At 72.1% G+C, this 17,313-nt stretch carries 16 protein-coding genes; 10 read left to right on the top strand and 6 right to left on the bottom strand.

The features are described from left to right. Window positions 1-51 precede the first annotated feature (51 nt). Both DFJ67_RS41070 and DFJ67_RS41065 read right to left on the bottom strand, forming a co-directional pair. Window positions 52-1,830 carry a RelA/SpoT family protein gene (locus DFJ67_RS41070; RefSeq protein WP_116075017.1) on the bottom strand — a complete coding sequence of 593 codons (1,779 nt, stop codon included), beginning with the start codon at window positions 1,828-1,830 and terminating at the stop codon, window positions 52-54. 188 nt (window positions 1,831-2,018) lie between these two features. Next, complete coding sequence (locus DFJ67_RS41065; protein ID WP_116075015.1) at window positions 2,019-3,734, bottom strand: DEDD exonuclease domain-containing protein; 1,716 nt, start codon at window positions 3,732-3,734, stop codon at window positions 2,019-2,021. A gap of 127 nt (window positions 3,735-3,861) precedes the next feature. On the opposite strand from DFJ67_RS41065, the gene DFJ67_RS41060 reads away from it, so the two are divergent. From DFJ67_RS41060 to DFJ67_RS41045, 4 genes are all read left to right on the top strand, one after another. After that, window positions 3,862-5,238, top strand: coding sequence for an NYN domain-containing protein (locus tag DFJ67_RS41060; protein ID WP_116075013.1), 1,377 nt, complete (start codon window positions 3,862-3,864; stop codon window positions 5,236-5,238). 73 nt (window positions 5,239-5,311) lie between these two features. Next, window positions 5,312-5,533, top strand: coding sequence for a hypothetical protein (locus DFJ67_RS41055; protein ID WP_116075011.1), 222 nt, complete (start codon window positions 5,312-5,314; stop codon window positions 5,531-5,533). Window positions 5,534-5,570: 37 nt separating this feature from the next. Continuing rightward, window positions 5,571-6,827 carry a M48 family metallopeptidase gene (locus tag DFJ67_RS41050; protein WP_116075009.1) on the top strand — a complete coding sequence of 419 codons (1,257 nt, stop codon included), beginning with the start codon at window positions 5,571-5,573 and terminating at the stop codon, window positions 6,825-6,827. Window positions 6,828-6,833: 6 nt separating this feature from the next. Beyond that, entirely contained in the window at window positions 6,834-7,958 is a 1,125-nt protein-coding gene (locus DFJ67_RS41045; protein WP_116075007.1) for a glycosyltransferase family 4 protein, read from the top strand. A gap of 489 nt (window positions 7,959-8,447) precedes the next feature. Here the strand turns inward: DFJ67_RS41045 and DFJ67_RS41040 are convergent, their stop codons facing one another. Further along, complete coding sequence (locus DFJ67_RS41040; RefSeq protein WP_116075005.1) at window positions 8,448-9,101, bottom strand: class I SAM-dependent DNA methyltransferase; 654 nt, start codon at window positions 9,099-9,101, stop codon at window positions 8,448-8,450. Between the two features lie 74 nt (window positions 9,102-9,175). Between DFJ67_RS41040 and DFJ67_RS41035 the strand changes: the two genes are divergently transcribed. Together DFJ67_RS41035 and DFJ67_RS41030 are read left to right on the top strand one after the other, a co-directional pair. Continuing rightward, window positions 9,176-9,697: a thioredoxin family protein gene (locus DFJ67_RS41035; RefSeq protein WP_239097186.1), complete on the top strand. Its 522-nt coding sequence runs from the start codon at window positions 9,176-9,178 to the stop codon at window positions 9,695-9,697. A gap of 109 nt (window positions 9,698-9,806) precedes the next feature. Next, window positions 9,807-10,253, top strand: coding sequence for a DUF4395 domain-containing protein (locus DFJ67_RS41030; RefSeq protein ID WP_116077251.1), 447 nt, complete (start codon window positions 9,807-9,809; stop codon window positions 10,251-10,253). On the opposite strand, the gene DFJ67_RS41025 is transcribed toward DFJ67_RS41030, so the two are convergent. The 3 genes from DFJ67_RS41025 to DFJ67_RS41015 are packed head-to-tail and all read right to left on the bottom strand — an operon-like array spanning window position 10,250 to window position 14,419. Continuing rightward, window positions 10,250-10,918 (bottom strand): response regulator transcription factor, encoded by a 669-nt coding sequence (locus DFJ67_RS41025; RefSeq protein WP_116075000.1) that lies wholly within the window; start codon window positions 10,916-10,918, stop codon window positions 10,250-10,252. The genes DFJ67_RS41030 and DFJ67_RS41025 overlap by 4 nt on opposite strands. Window positions 10,919-10,925: 7 nt before the next feature. Then, window positions 10,926-12,629: a sensor histidine kinase gene (locus DFJ67_RS41020; RefSeq protein ID WP_116074998.1), complete on the bottom strand. Its 1,704-nt coding sequence runs from the start codon at window positions 12,627-12,629 to the stop codon at window positions 10,926-10,928. Continuing rightward, window positions 12,626-14,419 (bottom strand): AMP-dependent synthetase/ligase, encoded by a 1,794-nt coding sequence (locus DFJ67_RS41015; RefSeq protein WP_116074996.1) that lies wholly within the window; start codon window positions 14,417-14,419, stop codon window positions 12,626-12,628. The genes DFJ67_RS41020 and DFJ67_RS41015 overlap by 4 nt, the downstream gene beginning before the upstream one ends. Before the next feature lie 122 nt (window positions 14,420-14,541). Here DFJ67_RS41015 and DFJ67_RS41010 point away from each other — a divergent pair, with 122 nt between their 5' ends. From DFJ67_RS41010 to DFJ67_RS40995, 4 genes are read left to right on the top strand one after another with little or no spacing between them, the layout of a single operon-like run. Next, window positions 14,542-14,997, top strand: a complete 456-nt coding sequence (locus tag DFJ67_RS41010) for an SRPBCC family protein (protein ID WP_116074994.1) — start codon at window positions 14,542-14,544, stop codon at window positions 14,995-14,997. Between the two features lie 13 nt (window positions 14,998-15,010). Beyond that, window positions 15,011-15,628, top strand: a complete 618-nt coding sequence (locus DFJ67_RS41005) for a hypothetical protein (RefSeq protein WP_116074992.1) — start codon at window positions 15,011-15,013, stop codon at window positions 15,626-15,628. A gap of 44 nt (window positions 15,629-15,672) precedes the next feature. Continuing rightward, complete coding sequence (locus tag DFJ67_RS41000) at window positions 15,673-16,620, top strand: ROK family glucokinase (RefSeq protein WP_116074990.1); 948 nt, start codon at window positions 15,673-15,675, stop codon at window positions 16,618-16,620. Beyond that, window positions 16,617-17,285: an endonuclease/exonuclease/phosphatase family protein gene (locus tag DFJ67_RS40995; RefSeq protein ID WP_116074987.1), complete on the top strand. Its 669-nt coding sequence runs from the start codon at window positions 16,617-16,619 to the stop codon at window positions 17,283-17,285. Before DFJ67_RS41000 ends, DFJ67_RS40995 begins: the two co-directional genes overlap by 4 nt. The last annotated feature ends 28 nt before the right edge of the window (window positions 17,286-17,313 follow it).

Here is a 17,313-nt window from a genome sequence, read left to right as displayed (position 1 = left end):
GGCAGTCCACCGAACAGGACTCACGGACCGCCCACACAGGCTGGTCGGGCCCTATTCGCGGCGGTCGACGAGGGCGACCAGGCGGTCGACGACGGTCTCCGGGGTCAGGGCCCGGTCGAAGACGGCGACCAGGAGGGTCTCCAGGTCGGGGTAGCCCATCTCGTCGGCGAGTTGGCGCAGCGGGCGGTCGCTGGCCAGGCCGCGGTCGTGGCGGCGCAGGGCCAGGCCGATCGTCGCGCGGCCGAGGCGGACCTTGTCGGGGATGCTGATGCCGGGCTCGTCGTGGTCGGCGAACCAGCGGTTGATCTGCATCTGCGCCTGCGGCGACTTGACGAAGCCGAGCCACTCCTTGCGCGGCCCGCCCGGGACGGGGACACCCGGCGTCTCGTTTTCGGTGAAGATCTCGATCACGTCGCCGTCGTTGAGCTCGGACGACAGTGGGGCCAGGCGGCCGTTGATGGTGGCGGCGAGGCAGTGGTCGCCGCGTTCGGTTGCCAACTCGTAGGCCAGGTCGACCGGCGTGGAGCCGGACGGCAGGACGATCTGGCGGCCCTCGGCGAACACCTGGATCTGTGCCTCGGCGAGGTCGCAGCGCAGCGACTCGAGGAACTGGCCGGCGTCGGAGGTGGCCTGCTCCCAGTCGAGCACCCGGCGCAGCCAGGTGAGCTGCTCGATGCGGGCCTCGGCCATCGCGACCGGCGTCTTCGGGTAGCGGAACTGCGCGGCGATGCCGTATTCGGCGAGTTGGTGCATCTCCTCGGTGCGGATCAGCACCTCGACCGAGCGGTCGTCGGGGCCGATCACCGTGGTGTGCAGGGAGCGGTAGAGGTTGTTCTTCGGTGAGGCGATGAAGTCTTTGAACCGGCCCGCGACCGGCCGCCAACAGCCGTGTATCGCGCCCAGCGCGGCGTAGCAGTCGGTCTCGTTGCCGTCGACGACGACCGCGATCCGGGGCAGGTCGTGCGGCACCCGGTAGCCGGCCTCGATGGTGTCTTTCCAGATCGAGTAGTAGTGCCGGGGCCGGGAGGAGACGTTGGCGGTCACCCGGTTGCGGCGCAGCGTGGTCTTGGCGCGCAGGGCGACCTCGGTGACGTATTCGTCCCAGCCGGTGCGGGTCTGCACATGCTCGTCGACCGTGGCGTAGCCGTCGGGCTCGAGATGGAAGAGCACCACGTCGTCGAGCTCGCGCTTGAGCAACTGGATGCCCAGCCGGTCACAGAGCGGCACCAGCACGTCGAGGGTCGCCCGGGCGATGCGGGCCCGGGACGCGGGGGAGCGGGCGTCGAGGGTGCGCATGTTGTGCAGCCGGTCGGCCAGCTTGATGATCAGAACGCGGACGTCCTTGCCGGCCGCGACCAGCATCTTGCGGATCGTCTCGGCCTCGGCGGCCTTGCCGTAGAACGCCTTGTCGAACTTGGTGACGCCGTCGACCAGGTGGGCCACCTCGGGGCCGAAGTCGCCGTCGAGCGCCTGGAGCGTGTAGCGGGTGTCTTCGACCGTGTCGTGCAGCAGCGCTGCGACCAGCGTGGTCGTGTCCATGCCCAGCTCAGCGAGGATCTGCGCGACCGCGAGCGGGTGGGTGATGAACGGCTCGCCGCTCTTGCGGAACTGGCCGCGGTGCATGCTCTCGGCGATGCCGTAGGCGCGGCGCAGCATGCCGGCGTCGCCGGCGTGCACCTCGCGATGCGTGCGAACCAGGCGGTTGACCGGGTCGTCGTCGGAGCCTGGCCAGGACAGGAATGTCCGTAGCCGGCGGGAGATGGGCAGGTCGCTTGATTGGACAGGCACCACACGACCCAGCGCGGCGCCGTGACCGGCGTCGACATCCACGCCCGCACACCTCCTGACGAGGCCGGCACCCGAGAATCGTGCCTTCGCCCGGGAAATCGGGCGAGACAGTCACGAGTGCATTTCTCTACCAGACTAAGTCACGCACCGTAGTCCGAATGGTCAGTTGCTTCTGGGCGAACGGGTGAGTCTCGTCGGGATCGTCGGCCGCGAGCGGGGTTACGCAGTGATTAGCCCTGTGCTTCCGCCTTTCGGAGCAACTCCCGGTAGCGCGCCGCACCACGGACGGGCGACGCCCAACCGGTTGAGGCTTCCACCAGGCGGGTGTCTGGGCGTTCCAGCCAGGACAGGATCCGCTCGGTCTCCTCGGCCGTCGCGCTCGGCACCGGGCCGTGGCCCGGCAGCACCGTCTCGGCCGTGGCGCGGAGCACGTTGATGGTCGCCCGTGGATGCACCCGGGGCGGCGAGTTGCCGGCCGCCGCCAGCCGGCCCTGCCGGACGATCGCCAGCTCCCAGCCGCCGTCGCCGGCCCGCCGCGCCGCCACCAGCTCGGCGATCGTGGTCAGCCCGAACAGCCGCTGCATCCGGACGGCCGCCCGGAGCACGGCGGCCAGCCGGCCGCGGACCGTCGCCGCGTCTTCGTAGCGGTGCGCGTCGGACAGCACGGAGATGCGGCCCATCAGCGCGTCGACGACGACACCCGGGTCGCCGGTGGTCGCCGCCCGGAACGGGGCCGCCGCGGTCTCCTCATAAGCCTCCTGACTGATCTTGTGCTCGCAGGGCGCGGCGCATTTGCCCAGCTCAGCCAGGGCACACGCGGGCGTCGTGGTCTTGGTGGAGAGGCGCAGCGTGCACTGCCGGAGCGGGATCGCGTCGTGCACCGCCGCGGCCGCCAGCTCGGCCGCCCGCCGGGACTTGAACGGCCCGAGATAGGCGGTGTCGCCCTCGGCCAGCGCGCGGACCACCGACAGCCGGGGGTAGGCCTCGTCGGTGAGCTTGAGCCAGACCACCCGCTCCGGAAACTTCGACCGCCGGTTGTAGGGCGGGGCGTGCGCCGCGATCAGCCGCAGCTCGCGGATCTCGGCCTCGAGCCCGTGTGCGCACTCGACCGCGTCGACCTTCTCCGCGGCGTTGAGCATCTCGGAGATCCGGGCGCGCTTCTCCGCCGCCGTGAAATAGCTGCGCACCCGGGTCGCGATGTCGACCGAGGTGCCGACATAGAGCGGGCGGCCGTCGGCGGCGCGGAAGATGTAGACCCCCGGGACATGCGGCAGCCCCTCGGCCAGGTGCCGCTTGCGCCGCTGGGTCGGCGTGACCGCCTTGGCGAACTCGATCGCGTCGTCGATCGTGGTCACGTTGTGGCTGCCCAGCCGGCCGATCATCGCGTGCAGCACGTCGACGGTGGCCAGCGCGTCGTCGAGCGCCCGGTGGGTCGGCTGGCGGGGGGTGCGGAAATGCGCGGCCAGGGTGCCGAGCTTGCGGTTGGGCACCTCGTCGCGGATCAGCACCCGGCGGGCCAGCGCGGCCGTGTCGAGCACCCGCGGGTTGGGCCAGGTGTAGCCGAACTTGGCACACGCCGCCTTGAGGAAGCCGACGTCGTAGGGCGCGTTGTGTGCCACCAGCACCGCGCCCTTGAGGAACTCGAGGAACGGCGGCAGCACCTCTTCGATCGGCGGCGCCGGCACCACCATCGCCTCGGTGATGCCGGTCAGCACCGTGATGAACGGCGGGATCGGCTGGCCCGGGTTGACCAGGGTGGCCAGGATGCCCAGCTCCTCGCCGCCGCGCACCCGCACGGCGCCGATCTCGGTGATGCCGCCCCCGTCGGGGGCACCGCCGGTGGTCTCCAGGTCGACCACCACGAAGGTCGTGTCGACGAGACTGGACACCTCGCCGGCCGCCAGGAGGCCGTCGAGAGTGCCCTGGACGAAGAGCTGATCCACCACGGCGAGGACGTTAGAACGCCGGTACGACACTTCTGCCACGCGGGTCGCACGCGCTCCGCCGTACCCGTGGGAAAAGATCGACTACATCGACGGGCGCCGGAGTGGCCGGCGGTGGGAGACTTGCTCCATGTCCGAGCCCGAATCGCGCGACGGCCGCCTTCCCGAGGAAGCGGTCACGCCGTCGTCCGCGGGTTCGGAGCCGGAGATCGAGCCTCTTCTGCCCGAGCCGGTGCGCCTGCGGGTGGTCGCGCTGGCCGCCTCCACGCTGCCCGGCCTGCCGTTCGACGAGCAGCCCGTGCCGCTGCGCCGGGTCGCCAAGTTCGCACCCAACCGCCGGGCCCGGCTCGGCGGTGCCGCCATCGCCGCGCAGCTCGCCGGCGACTCGCTGTTCCGCCAGCGGATCTCGGCGCGGGTGATCACCGAGGCCGGCGACCTGGGCACCGCGGTCACCGAGGGCATCAACCCGGCCGCCGCCGACCCGGTCGAGGTCGCCGCCCTGGCCTACCTGGCCCGCCCGGCCGGCTGGCGCGACCTGGTCGAGGCGGCCGGCGACGCGGTGCGTGCCGAGGCCGACAGCGCCGCCATCGCCGGCCTGGTCCGCGACGCCGAGCAGCGCACCGCCCGGGCCGAGCACGAGCGCGCGGTGGCCCGCAGCGAGGCCGACAAGCTGCGCGACGAGCTGAGCCGGGTCAGCGCCGAGCTCGGCCAGCTCCGTGAAGAGCTGCGGGTGCAGGCGCGCCAGCTCCGCGAGTTGCAGACCCGCGAGCGCAAGGCGACCGAGATGCTGGCCACCGAGAAGGGTCGGGCCGCCCGCGCCACCGCCGACCACGACGCCGAGTTGCGCCGGCTCAAGGCCCGGCTCGCCGAGGCGGAGACCGTGGCCGGCAGCGCGCGGCAGAGCGCCAAGGAGGCCCGTTCGGTCGACGACGCGCGGCTGTGGCTGCTGCTGGAGACGATCGGGCAGGCCGCCGTCGGGCTCCGCCGCGAGCTCGCCCTCGAACCCACCGATCGGCGCCCCGCTGACTATGTCGCCGAAGCGCACGGTGACCAGCCCGGTGCCCCCGCGTCCGCCGCGCGGGCGCTCGACGCCGACGACCCGGCGCGCCTCGACCAGCTGCTCGCCCTGCCGCGCGCGCACCTGGTGGTCGACGGATACAACGTCACCAAACGGGGGTACGGCGAGATGTCGCTCGAACAGCAGCGCAAGCGGCTGATCACGGGTCTGGGCGGCATCGCGGCACAGACCGGCGACGAGGTGACCGTGGTCTTCGACGGTGCCGAGCGGGTGCACGGCCTGCCACCGGCGCCGCGCGGCGTGCGGGTGCTCTTCTCCCGCAAGGGCGAGACCGCCGACGAGCTGATCCGCCGGCTGGTCCGCGCCGAGCCGTCCGGGCGGCCGGTCGTGGTGGTGAGTTCAGACCGTGAGGTCGCAGATGGCGTACGCCGTCATGGTGCTTATCCGCTAGGCGCGGATTCCCTGGTCAGACGCCTGTCGCGGAGCTGAGCCGGGATTTTTGTCAGACCCGCTCGCTAGCGTTTGCGTCACGGAGGGTGTCTTCCTGAGTGAGGAGCCAGTGATGCTCATCGACTGCGACAGCTGCGCGGTGCGCGGCGCGGCGTGCCAGGGGTGCCTCGTGACGGCCCTCTTCGAGGCGCCGGTCGAGGGTCTCGACCCCGACGAGGCGCGCGCGATCGAGGTGTTCGCCCGGGCCGGGTTCGAGGTCGAGGTGCTCAGCCAGCAACCGGCCGCGTTGCGGATGGTCCGGCGCCCGTCGCGATCCGGGTTCCGGGTCGCCTGACCTTTACTATGGTCCGACGCCAGGGGAGGTGCCGGGGATGACGCCACGGATGTGGGCGGTGGTCGCCTTCGGCGTGCTCGCGGTCGCCCTGGCAGTGACCGTCGTGGTGCTGGTGCCCTGGCACCGCCCGCCGGCGCCCCGGGCCGACCAGCTCGCGGCGCTCCGCACGCTGCCGGCCGACCGGGTCGCCGAGGGCCGGGCGTTCCACTCGGCGTTGCGCCCCGCCGGCTACGGCAGCCTGCTGGTCGGCCTGGTCATCGCCCTGGTGCTGGGCCTGACCCCGCTCGGCGCCCGGCTGATCGAGGCGGTCGGCCGGCCGTTCGGCGGCAACTGGGTCGCACAGGCGATCGTCGGCGGCATCGTCGTGGTCCTCGTCGCCGACCTGCTCACCCTGCCGTTCGCCGCGTGGCGGCACACGATCCTGGTCCGCTACGAGCTGTCCACCCAGGGTTGGGGCGGCTGGCTGGTCGACCTGCTCAAGGGCTTCGCGGTGTCGGCCGTGATCGGCGTGGTGGCCCTGCTCGGCTTCTACACGATCACCCACTTCGCGCCCCGCTGGTGGTGGGCCTGGGGCGCGGCCGGCGCCGCCACGCTGGTGGTGCTCATGTCGTTCGTGCTGCCGGTGCTGGTCGAGCCGGTCTTCAACCGCTTCACCCCGATGGCCGACGGCCCGCTGCGCACCGAGCTGATCCAGCTCGCCCGCACCGACGGCGTCCCGGTCCGCGACGTGCTGGTGGCCGACGCGTCCCGGCGCACCCGCCAGGTCAACGCCTACGTGTCGGGCCTCGGCCCGACCCGCCGGATCGTCGTCTACGACACGCTGCTGACCGAAGCGACCCCGCCCGAGGTGGTCAGCGTGGTCGCACACGAGCTCGGCCACGCGAAAGACCGCGACGTGTTCACCGGCACGCTGATCGGCGCCTTGGGCGCGGCGCTCGCGGTGGTCGCCCTGTTCCTGCTGGGCGGCTGGAGCAGCCTGCTCCGCGTGGCCGGCGTGACCTCGATCGCCGAGCCACGGGCCTTCGCCCTGCTGCTCGCGGTGGCGGCGGTCGCGGGTGTCGTCTCGTCACCGGCGCAGGGCCTGGTGTCCCGGCACACCGAGGCCCGGGCCGACGCCCACGCGCTGGCCCTGACCCAGGACCCGACGACGTTCGAGGCGATGCAGGCCCGGCTGTCGTCGGTCAACCTGGGCGACCCCGACCCACCGCGCTGGGAATACCTCTACGCCGCGTCACATCCGTCCACGGTGGAGCGGATGGCGGCGGCCCGCGCCTACGCCCGCGGCGAGAGGTAGGGGCCGATGACCCGCACGCTGCTCGTCACCAACGACTTCCCGCCCCGCCCCGGCGGCATCCAGAAGTTCGTCCACCAACTGGCGGTCCGCCAGCCCCCGGGCTCGATCGTGGTCTACGCGTCGAGCTGGCGCGGTGCCGACAAGTTCGACGCCGACCAGCCCTTCGAGGTGATCCGCGAGTCGACCGGCGTCCTGCTGCCCACGCCGGGGGTCGCCCGCCGGGCCGCCGAGCTGGCCAGGGCCCACGAGTGCGACACGGTCTGGTTCGGCGCGGCCGCCCCGCTGGGCCTGCTGGCCGAGGGCCTGCGCCGGCGCGCGGGGGTGGAGCGCGTGGTCGCCCTGACCCACGGCCACGAGGTCGGCTGGGCGGCGTTGCCCGGCGCCCGCGGCCTGCTCCGCCGCATCGCCCGGGGCGCCGACGTGGTGACCTACCTGACCGACTACCAGCGCACGAGGCTCGAGCGCGCCCTGCACGGCCTGACCGACCTGCGCCGCCTGGCGCCCGGCGTCGACGTCGACCTGTTCCACCCGGGCGTCGACGGCAGCGCGATCCGCGCTCGCCACGGCATCGGCGACCGCCGGGTCATCGTCTGCGTCTCCCGCCTGGTCCACCGCAAGGGCCAGGACGCCCTGATCCGCGCCCTGCCGGCGATCCGCGAGCAGATCCCCGACGCCCTGCTCCTGCTCGTCGGCGGCGGCCCCAACCACGCCCGCCTGCGCCGCCTGGCCACCGCACTGGGCGTGGCCGACCACGTGGTCATCACCCGCGGCGTCCCCTGGGAGGAGCTACCGGCCCACTACGCGGCCGGCGACGTCTTCGCCATGCCGTGCCGCACCCGCAACCACGGGTTAGACGTCGAGGGCCTGGGCATCGTCTATTTGGAGGCCTCAGCGACCGGCCTCCCCGTCGTGGCCGGCGACTCGGGCGGCGCCCCCGACGCGGTCCGCGACGGCGAAACCGGCTACGTCGTCGACGGCCGCGACCTGACCCAGCTCGCCGACCGCCTGACCACGTTGCTGGCCGACGCCGACCTGGCCCACCGCATGGGCCAGGCCGGCCGAGCCTGGGTAGAACGCGACTGGCGCTGGCAAACCCAGGCCACCCGCATGCGCGCCCTCCTGACCCCCTGACGAGGGCGACGCTCGTCCAAACAGGACGACTTCAGCCCGGATCCCGACGCCGGCGCCCGCACGCCGCGAGATCGCGGCCATCGGGCCTGGCGTGCGGGCGCGGTGGGCTTGGATCGCGAGGCGTGCGCTGGGCTGCTGGCGGTGGGATCGCGGCGGCTTTGGCCGCCGGTCAGCGGAGCAGCCTCCACATCAATCGGCACCGTGAGCCCGGTTCCGGCGCCGCCGCGTGGAGTTGGTTCGCCGCCGTCCGGCAGCGGGGCCGCGAGTGCCCTGAGCGGCGTCACGGACGCCTGCTGAGTGCTTCCCCTGCAGATCCCCCCGCGCGACCGCGGATCGCGCCGCCATTTCGGCGGCGATCCGCGGCTCAGCGTTCCGGTGGCACAGCGCGTCGCGTGGGCTCCGCCCAGTGGTGGGTGCGAATCCGCGTACATGTTTTGGCATGTAGGTACATAAGAAAACATGTAGCTCGCGGGAGACAGCCCCTGCCGGTCAGAGGAGGTCGGAGTCCGGGCGTTTGCGGGCCAGCAGGGTGGCGAAGCTGGTCAGCTCTTCGGGTTCGGGTTCGCGCACGATGGTGGCCCGCACGTCGAAACCGGCCGCTAACAGCAGCTTCGCCACCTGGTCCGGCTGGCGGCGGCGGAAGACCAGGTCGACCTCGTGGCCCCAGGCGTCGGTCATGATGCGCGGCTCGTCGCCGACCTGGAAGGCCACCCACAGGTAGCCGCCCGGGCGCAGGACGCGGTGGAAACCGGCCAGGACCTCTGGCAGCCTCTCGTCGGGGATGTGGATCAGCGAGTAGTTGGCCAGCAGGCCCGCGAAGGTGCCGGGCGGGTCGGGGAGCGCCAGCATCGAGCCCTCGTCGAAGCGGATGCCGGGGTTTTCGGCGCGGGCGATGGTCAGGAACTCGGGGGAGAGGTCCAAGCCGGCGATGTCGACGCCCAGCGCGTGCAGGAAGCCCGCCGTGCGGCCGGGGCCGCAGCCGACGTCGAGGACCGGGCCGTCGCCGACCAGTTCGGCGAACCAGGTGAGCAGGGCGCGTTCCAGCGGGCGCTGCTGCAGATCGGAGGCGAACCTTTCGGCGTAGTCGGCCGCCAGCGTGTTGTAGGACGCTCGGGTGGTGGTGACGAAGTCCGGTTCGATCATGACCGAGCACCTTACGCCGTGAGACGTGGGCCACGTCATGGCGCTGGTTCGGGTGATCGTGGCACCTTAGATCGGTGGGCTCCGCTGTGACCGGGATCGTCGTGGCCGTCGCCGTGCTTGTCGTGGCGACCGTCTTCGGCGTGTGGCATAACCGCCGCGACGGTCGGCTGCGGACCGTCGCCGACGGAGGTACCGGTCAGATGGACGCGGATTCGCACGGTGGCACGCTGCCCAGCGACAACGGGCCGGCGACGCTGGCCGCCGATGACCATGCCGCTGGCGATCAGACGTTGCGGGACCTCGGCGTCGACCCCGCCACACCGGTCACCCTCGTGCAGTTCTCGTCGGCCTTCTGTGCCCCGTGCCGGGCCACTCGCCGCGTGCTCGGCGACGTCGCCGGGATGGTCGACGGGGTCACCCACCTCGAGGTCGACGCCGAGAGTCACCTCGACGCCGTGCGGGCGCTGGACATCTGGCGTACCCCGACGACCTTGGTCGTCGCCAACGGGCGGATCGTGCAGCGGGCCAGCGGTGTCCCGGCCAAGGCCCAGGTGCTCGCCGCCATCGCGCCGATGCTGGAGAACGCCGCGCGATGAACGACAAGCTCACCCGCCGCCGCATCGTCGATCACGGCCGCCTGGCCGCCAGCCTCTGTCGCTGACGAAGACCCAGGCCCGGACCGACGAAACCCCCAAGGTGGGAATGATGCTGCTCGACCCCCGTGGCCCGCGCTTCGCCGCCGGCCTGACCGCGATCGTCTTTGTCCTGATCCTGGTGACCGGCGCCTGGTGGCTCGCCCTCGCCCAGGCCGTCGTCTTCGCCATCACCGCGATCGACCCGCGCAAGGGTCCCTACTCGCTGATCTACCGCACCGTCGTCGCGCCCAGGCTCGCGCCGCCCACCGAGAGAGAGCCGGCCGAGCCGGTCCGGTTCGCCCAGGCGCTCGGCGGCGTGTTCGCGATCACCGCGGCCATCGCCTTCGGTGCGGGTGGCACCGCCGGGACCGCGGTGGGCATCGTCGCCGCCGCGTTCGGGTTGGCCGCCGCGTTTCTCAACAGTGTGTTCGGGCTCTGCCTCGGGTGCGAGCTCTACCTCGCGGCACGCCGGATGACCGGACGGCCGATGGCCGCCCGGATCCAGACGAACGATTAGAACTTCGGGGCGTCGGGGGCTTCGAGCAGGCCCAGCCGCAGCGCGGTCATCAGGGCCTGGGCCCGGTTGGCGGCGCCCAGCTTCTCGTAGAGCTTCGAGATGTGGGTCTTCGCCGTCGACTCGCTGACGAAGAGCTGCTTCGCGATGCCGGCGACCGACATGCCGTCGGCGAGCAGGCGCAGCACCTGGCCCTCGCGGGGGGACAGCTGCGGGCCCGACGGGGCGAGCCGGCGCTTCATCGCCTCGGCCAGGTCGGCCGCGGTGAACGCCGACGGCGACGACGCCGCGTGCCGGGCGGCGGCCACGACCTCGTCGGCCGGCGCGGTCTTCGGGACGAACGCGCTCGCGCCCGCCTCGAGCGCGCCGAAGAGCTGGTCGTCGCCCGCGTACATGGTCAGCACGACGATGCCCATCGTGCTGCTCGACTTGCGCAGCGCGCGGGTGGCTTCGAGGCCGCTGCCGTCGGGCAGGCGCAGGTCCATGATCACGACATCGGGCTGCAGCGCACCAGCCTGGCGGACGCCCTCGGCGGCGGTGGCAGCCTCACCCACGACCTCGAACTGGCGGTCGCGCTCGAACGCGTGCCGAAGTCCCTTGCGGATCAGGTCGTGATCATCCACAAGGAGAACCTTGGTGCGCGTGGTCGGCGATGGGCTGGTCGTCATGCTCGGGTTACTCCCCTTCTGATGCGGTGACGCTATCGCGCACGCTATCGCGCCGCGGTGACGTCCCGACTACCACCGCCACGGTCGTGCCGGACGGACTCCGCGGACTGATCTCCAACCGGCCTCGGATACGTTCCGCTCTCTCCGCCATGATCGCAAGGCCGTAGCGCCCGTCCGGACGCTGGTCGGCGATGCCCTGACCGTCGTCGGAGACTTCGATCTGGGCGTAGGGCGGATCGATGGAACACGAGACCCACAGGTTAGTGGCTCCGGCGTGCTTTCGGGCGTTCGTGATCGCTTCCTGTGCTATCCGGAGCAACTCGGCCTCCGTGGCGGCGGGCAGCCGCGCGGTCGAGTCGTCCAGTGTGACGTGCACCCGCAGGCCACCGGAGGCGCCGATGGTGCGGGCGTATTCGGAGATCGCGGCGGCCAGGCCGCCCTGCCGGTCGACCTCGGAGCGCAGCTCGAAGAGTGACAGCCGTAGCTCGGTGATCACCCGGGTGACCTCGCCGCGCAGCGTACGCAGCTCCTCGGCGGTCTCCTTGGCGTCGTCGGGCAGCGTGGCGAGCGCGTTGTCGATCCCGTAGCCGACCATGACCAGTTCCTGCGCGACCCCGTCGTGGATCTCGCGGGCCAACCGCTGCCGTTCCTCGTTGGTCGCGAGTGACCGGACCTCGTCGAAGAGCAGCGCCGCCTCCAGCCGCAGCGCGGCGGGGCCGGTGAGCGCGGTCACCCGCTGGACCACGGCGGGCGGGTAGAGGCCGGCGGCGTCGGCCTCGATGATCACCAATCCGATGGTGCGGACGCCGGCCACCAACGGCACCACCAGGGCCGAAACCTCACCCCGGCGGTGGGAGCGGGCCTGTGACCGGCTCGCGGTGTAGGGCTGCTGGCTGGCCCACGCCTCGGCGATCGCCGAGTCGGCATCGAGGCTGGTCTCCCAGTCGACCCGGTCGACGCCCGCCTGGGCGAGCACCACCAGCCGGCCCCCGCCGCTGGCCGAGAGCACCGCGGCGCGGTCGGCGCGGGTCACTGCGCGCAGCTCCTCGACCAGGTGCTCGGAGATGCCGCCCGGGTCGAGCGTGGCGCCGGGAAGCTGGCGGGCGACGCTGCGCAACTGGGTCAGCAGCCGGGTCGCCTCCGCGTAGGGCTGTGGTCGCCCGGCCTTCTCGCGCTGCTGCATGATCCGCTGGAGCGTCGAGGCCGCGAGGGTGCCGAGCGAGGCCAGGATCAGCCACTGCGCGGCGACGACCAGGTAGACCGGCTCGGCGATCAGCGGATTGCCGTCGCTGGAGCTGATCACCCCGCCCAGGACCAGTGCCAGGGCGGCCACGCTGAGCAGCGCGGCGCTCTCCCGGGACAGCCGGCGCAGCGCGGTCACGGTCAGCGGCACCGACAGGTAGGGCAGCAGCGCGGCCGCACCGACGCCCTGGCCGATCGAGGTGTTGGCGGTGTGCTCAGCGACCTGTGCGGCGCCGAGGCCGACGATGATCACCTCGGCGAACCGGCCGAGCGGGGCCAGCACCGGGTGCCGGGGCACGATCACGGCCGGCACGCCGGCGATGATCAGCAGCCCGATCCACCAGAGCTGCGCGAGTTGCTGGGTGGTGAGCAGCACGAGGACGGCGACGAGCGCGAGCATCACGATCCGCGCGGCCACGGCGAGCGGGTGGGCGCGGATGGGGGTAGGTGCGGTCGCGTCCGACGTCATCGGCGATAGATCTCGTCAATCTCGGCCTGGTTTGCCTTGATCACGACACCGCGCTTGACCTTGAGGGACGGGGTCAGTTCCCCGGTCGCCTCGGTGAAGTCGGCGGGCAGGATGCGGAACTCCTTTATCGCCTCGGCGTGCGAGACGGCCTTGTTGGCGTCGTCGATCGCGGCCTGGATCTCGGCGCGCAGCTTCTCGTCGGTGCGCAGGTCGGCCACCGAGGTGCCGGCCGGCAGACCCTGGGTCTCCAGCCAGCGGGGCAGCGCCTCGGGGTCGATGGTCACCAGGGCGGCGATGAACGGCTGCCGGTCGCCGATCACTAACGCCTGGCTGACCAGCGTATGCGCGCGGATCCGGTCTTCGAGCACGGCCGGGGCGACGTTCTTGCCGGCCGCGGTGACGATGATCTCCTTCTTGCGACCGGTGATCGTCAGGTAGCCGTCGTCGTCGAGCTCGCCCAGGTCGCCACTGCGGAACCAGCCGTCGCTGTCGAGCACGTCGGCGGTCGCCTCGGGGTTGCGCCAGTATTCCTTGAACACCAGCGGGCCCTTGACCAGGATCTCGCCGTCGTCGGCGACCCGAACGGTCACGCCGGGCAGCGGCCGGCCGACGGTGCCGATCCGGGTGGCGCTCTCCAGGTTGACCGCGACCGCGGGGGAGGTCTCGGTGAGGCCGTAACCCTCGTAGACCGTGACGCCGATGCCGCGGAAGAAGTGCGCGAGCCGGGCGCCCAGCGGCGCGCCGCCGGAGATGGCCCGGGTGCAGTGGCCACCCAGCGCGGCGCGCAGCTTGCCGTAGACCAGCTTGTCGTAGAGGGCGTGCTGCATCCGCAGGCCGAGGCCCGGGCCGTCGCCCTCGAGCGCGGTCGAGTAGGCGATCGCCACCTGCTCGGCCTTGTCGAAGATGCCGCCCTTGCCGTCGGCCGCGGCGCGCTGCTTGGCCGCGGTGTGCACCTTCTCGAACACCCGGGGCACCGAGAGCAGGAACGTCGGCTGGAACACCTTGAGGTCGTCGACCAGCGTCTTGGTGTCGGGCAGGTGCCCCATCGTGGCGCGGGCCTGCACCATGCCGATCTGGATCAGCCGGGCGAACGAGTGGGCCAGCGGCAGGAACAGCAGGGTCGAGGCGCCCTCGTGGAACAGGTCGGGCAGCACCGGCACCGCGTTGGTGATGTCGGAGAGCAGGTTGCGGTGGGTCAGCACGCAACCTTTGGGGCGGCCGGTCGTGCCGCTGGTGTAGATGATCGTGGCGACGTCGTTGGCGGTCGAGGTGCGCCGCTGCTCGTCGATCACCGCGGCGTCGACCGTCGCGCCCTGCTCGCGGAGCAGGTCGAGGTCGCCGCCGTCGATGTGCCACACCTCGGTGAGGGCGCTCAGGTCTTCGCGGACGCCGGCGACCAGCAGCGCGTGGGCCTCGGTCTCGACGAACACGGCGACGGCGCCCGAGTCTTCGAGGATCCAGCGCACCTGCTCGGCGCTGGACGTCTCGTAAACGGGCACGGTGACGGCGCCCACTGACCAGATCGCGTAGTCGATCAGCGTCCACTCGTAGCGCGTGCGGCTCATCAGCCCCACCCGCGCACCGGGTTGGACGCCGGCCGCGACCAGCCCACGGGCCAGCGCGACGACCTCGTCGCGGAACTGGCCGCAGGTGACGTCGGCCCAGGCACCGTCCCGGCGCCGCCGGAACTGCACCGTGTCGGGCGCCACCACGGCGTTGTCCCACACCGGATCGGTCAGGTTGGCCGCGTCCCCGATCGTCACGACCGGGGGTACGGAGAATTCGCGCACCTGGCCTCCTAGCAGAACGCGATCAGCTAAATGCAACCTACCCGTATCGACATCGAGTCCGATCCCCGGGACCAGCGAGCCGTCAGCCGGTCGGGCGGGCGCAAAGGGGTAGCCTGCCCCACATGGCGGACTCCTCCACCCAGTCGATCCAGATCGACGCCACCCCGGCGCAGGTCGCGGCGGTGATTTGCGACTTCGCGCGCTACCCGCAGTGGACGACGGCAATGCAGTCGGCCGAGGTGGTCGAGGAATACGAAGACGGCTACGCCAGCCAGGTGCGCTTCGTGATCGACGCCGGCGTGCTGATGGACGAATACACCCTCCAATACGAGTACGCCGAGGACATCTCGCGCATCGAATGGCATCTGGTCGCCCCCTCGAAGATGCAGAAGACGCAGAACGGCTCCTACGACATCGAACCGGTCGGCGACGGCGCGAGCGAGGTCACTTACACGCTCGAGGTCGACCTCGCCGTGGGCATGCTTGGCATGTTCCGCAAGAAAGCCGAAAAGATGATCATGGATGCCGCGCTGAAGCAGCTCAAGGGACGGGTGGAGTCGCTCTACCCGCGCGACTGACAGGAACACAGAGATGGCACCGCAACCCGACCCATCGTCCGCCCGCGGCGAGGCCGAGCGCCTCGTCGCGACCGCGCTCGCCATGGCCCGCCGGGCCGCCAACGACGGGCCGGGCCTCGCCGCCGGCCTGGGCGCCCTCGGCTCGCTCACCGATGTGCTCTCCAGCGCCTTCGGACAGGACCATCACCCATCCGGGGGTACGCGCACGGCTGGCCCGAAGGTCGCCACCGGTGACCCCGAGTGCTGCGTCTGTCCCATCTGCCGGGTGATCGTCGCGTTGCGGGATCCGAGTCCGGAGTTCGCCGAGCGGCTGGCGACCGGCGCCGGCGACTTCGCGGCCGGTGTCGCCAGCCTGTTGCGGGCGGTCAACAGCTCCAGCGCGGTCCGCGAGCAGCCGCCGCCGGCACCGGCCCCGCGCTTCTCCGACGACGAGATCTGGCGCGCGGCCACCCGTACCCGCGATGATGTTGGACCGGCCCCCACGGCCGGAGACGTCTGGGCGGAGGCCACCGCCGCGGGCCGGGCAGCCGACGACGAGGTCGAGACCCCACCCAAACCGGCCAAACCGATGGCCCGCAAGGCCGTCAAGCGAACGGCGCCGCCGGCGCCACGGTCCGACGACGACGCCTGAGCGCGTCGCCGGACAGCAAAGCACAGCAGAGGGGAGCGGCAGCGGTGACGCTGACCATCGGAGTCGACGTCGGGGGCACCAAGGTCGCCGGCGGGGTGGTCGACGAGAACGGCACGATCGTGGCGACCACCCGGCGGGACACGCCCGCCGATGACGTCGCGCGCACCCGCGACACGATCGTCGAGGTCGCCGCCGAACTCGCCGCCGGCCACCCGGCCGTCGCGGTCGGCATCGGCGCGGCCGGCTGGATCGACGCGTCCCGCTCGACCGTGCTGTTCGCACCCAACATCGCCTGGCGCGACGAGCCGCTGCGCGACTACGTCAGCGACAAGGTCGGGCTGCCGGTCATCGTGGAGAACGACGGCAACGCGGCGGCCTGGGCCGAGTTCCGGCACGGCGCCGCGCACGACGCCGAGGACTCGATGGTGATGTTCACGATCGGCACCGGGGTCGGCGGCGCGATCGTGCTCGGCGGCGAACTGGTCCGCGGCACCAACGGCATCGCCGCCGAACTGGGTCACATGGGCCTGGTGCCGGGCGGCCACAAGTGCGGTTGCGGCCGGCTCGGCTGCATCGAGCAATACGCGAGCGGCAACGCCCTGGTCCGGTTCGCCCGGGCCGGCGCGCGCCAGGAACCGCAGCGGGCGGAGCGGCTGCTCGGGCTGGCCGGCGGCGACCCCGACCGGATCAACGGCCCGATGGTCACCGCCGCCGCCCGCGACGGCGACGCCGTGTCCCGCGAGGCGTTCGCGCAGATCGGCAGTTGGCTGGGCATGGGTCTGGCCGACATGGTGCAGGTGCTCGACCCGCAGGTGCTGGTCGTCGGCGGCGGCGTGGTCGACGCCGGTGAGCTGCTGATGGGACCCGCGCGCGAGTCCTACCAGGAGTCGCTGGCCCAGCGCGGCCGCTGGCCGGTCGCCGACCTGCGGGTCGCCAAGCTGGGCAACAGCGCCGGCATGGTGGGCGCCGCCGACCTGGCCCGGCGTCGATGACAGCCCGCGTAAGGGTCGTTTCGTACAACATCCACAGCTTCAAGGACGACCTCGGCGCGCTCGCCGCCGTCGTCGCCGACCTCGCGCCCGACGTGCTGATCGTGCAGGAGGGCGCCCGCCGGTTCCGCTGGCGGCAGAAGAACGCGTCCCTGGCCGACCGGCTGCGCATGGTGGTCGGCGGCGGCGGGCTGTGGTCGCTGGGCAACCTCGTGCTGACCACGCTGCGGGTCCGGGTGCTGGAGACGCACGACGTGCGGTTCCCACTGGTGCCCGGGCACCACCTGCGCGGCGCGGTGTTCGCGACCTGCGAGGTGCCGGGCGCCCGGTTCGTGGTCACCGGCTCGCACCTGTCCACCGACCCCTCGATCCGGCCCACGCAGGGAGCGGCCTGGCGGGCGGCGATCGGCACCCACGACCTGCCGGTGATCGCGGCCGGCGACCTCAACGCCGAGCCCGGCGAGTCGACCTGGGGAGTGGTGGCCGACGGCCTGCACGTGGCCGGCATGGCGCCGACCCATCCGGCGTCCGGCCCGAACCGGCAGATCGACGGCGTCTTCGTCGACAAGCGGATCGAGGTGACCAGCTTCCGCGTGGTCGACACGCCAACCGCCCGCCGCGCCAGTGACCATCTGCCTATAGCCGTCGATCTGGTGATACCGGACTAGACAGAACCGGCCGGGAGTCGGAAGGATC

Origin of the sequence: Asanoa ferruginea (assembly GCF_003387075.1) — a bacterium.
Taxonomy (GTDB): domain Bacteria; phylum Actinomycetota; class Actinomycetes; order Mycobacteriales; family Micromonosporaceae; genus Asanoa; species Asanoa ferruginea.
This window is presented reverse-complemented; position numbering and strand designations above follow the sequence as displayed.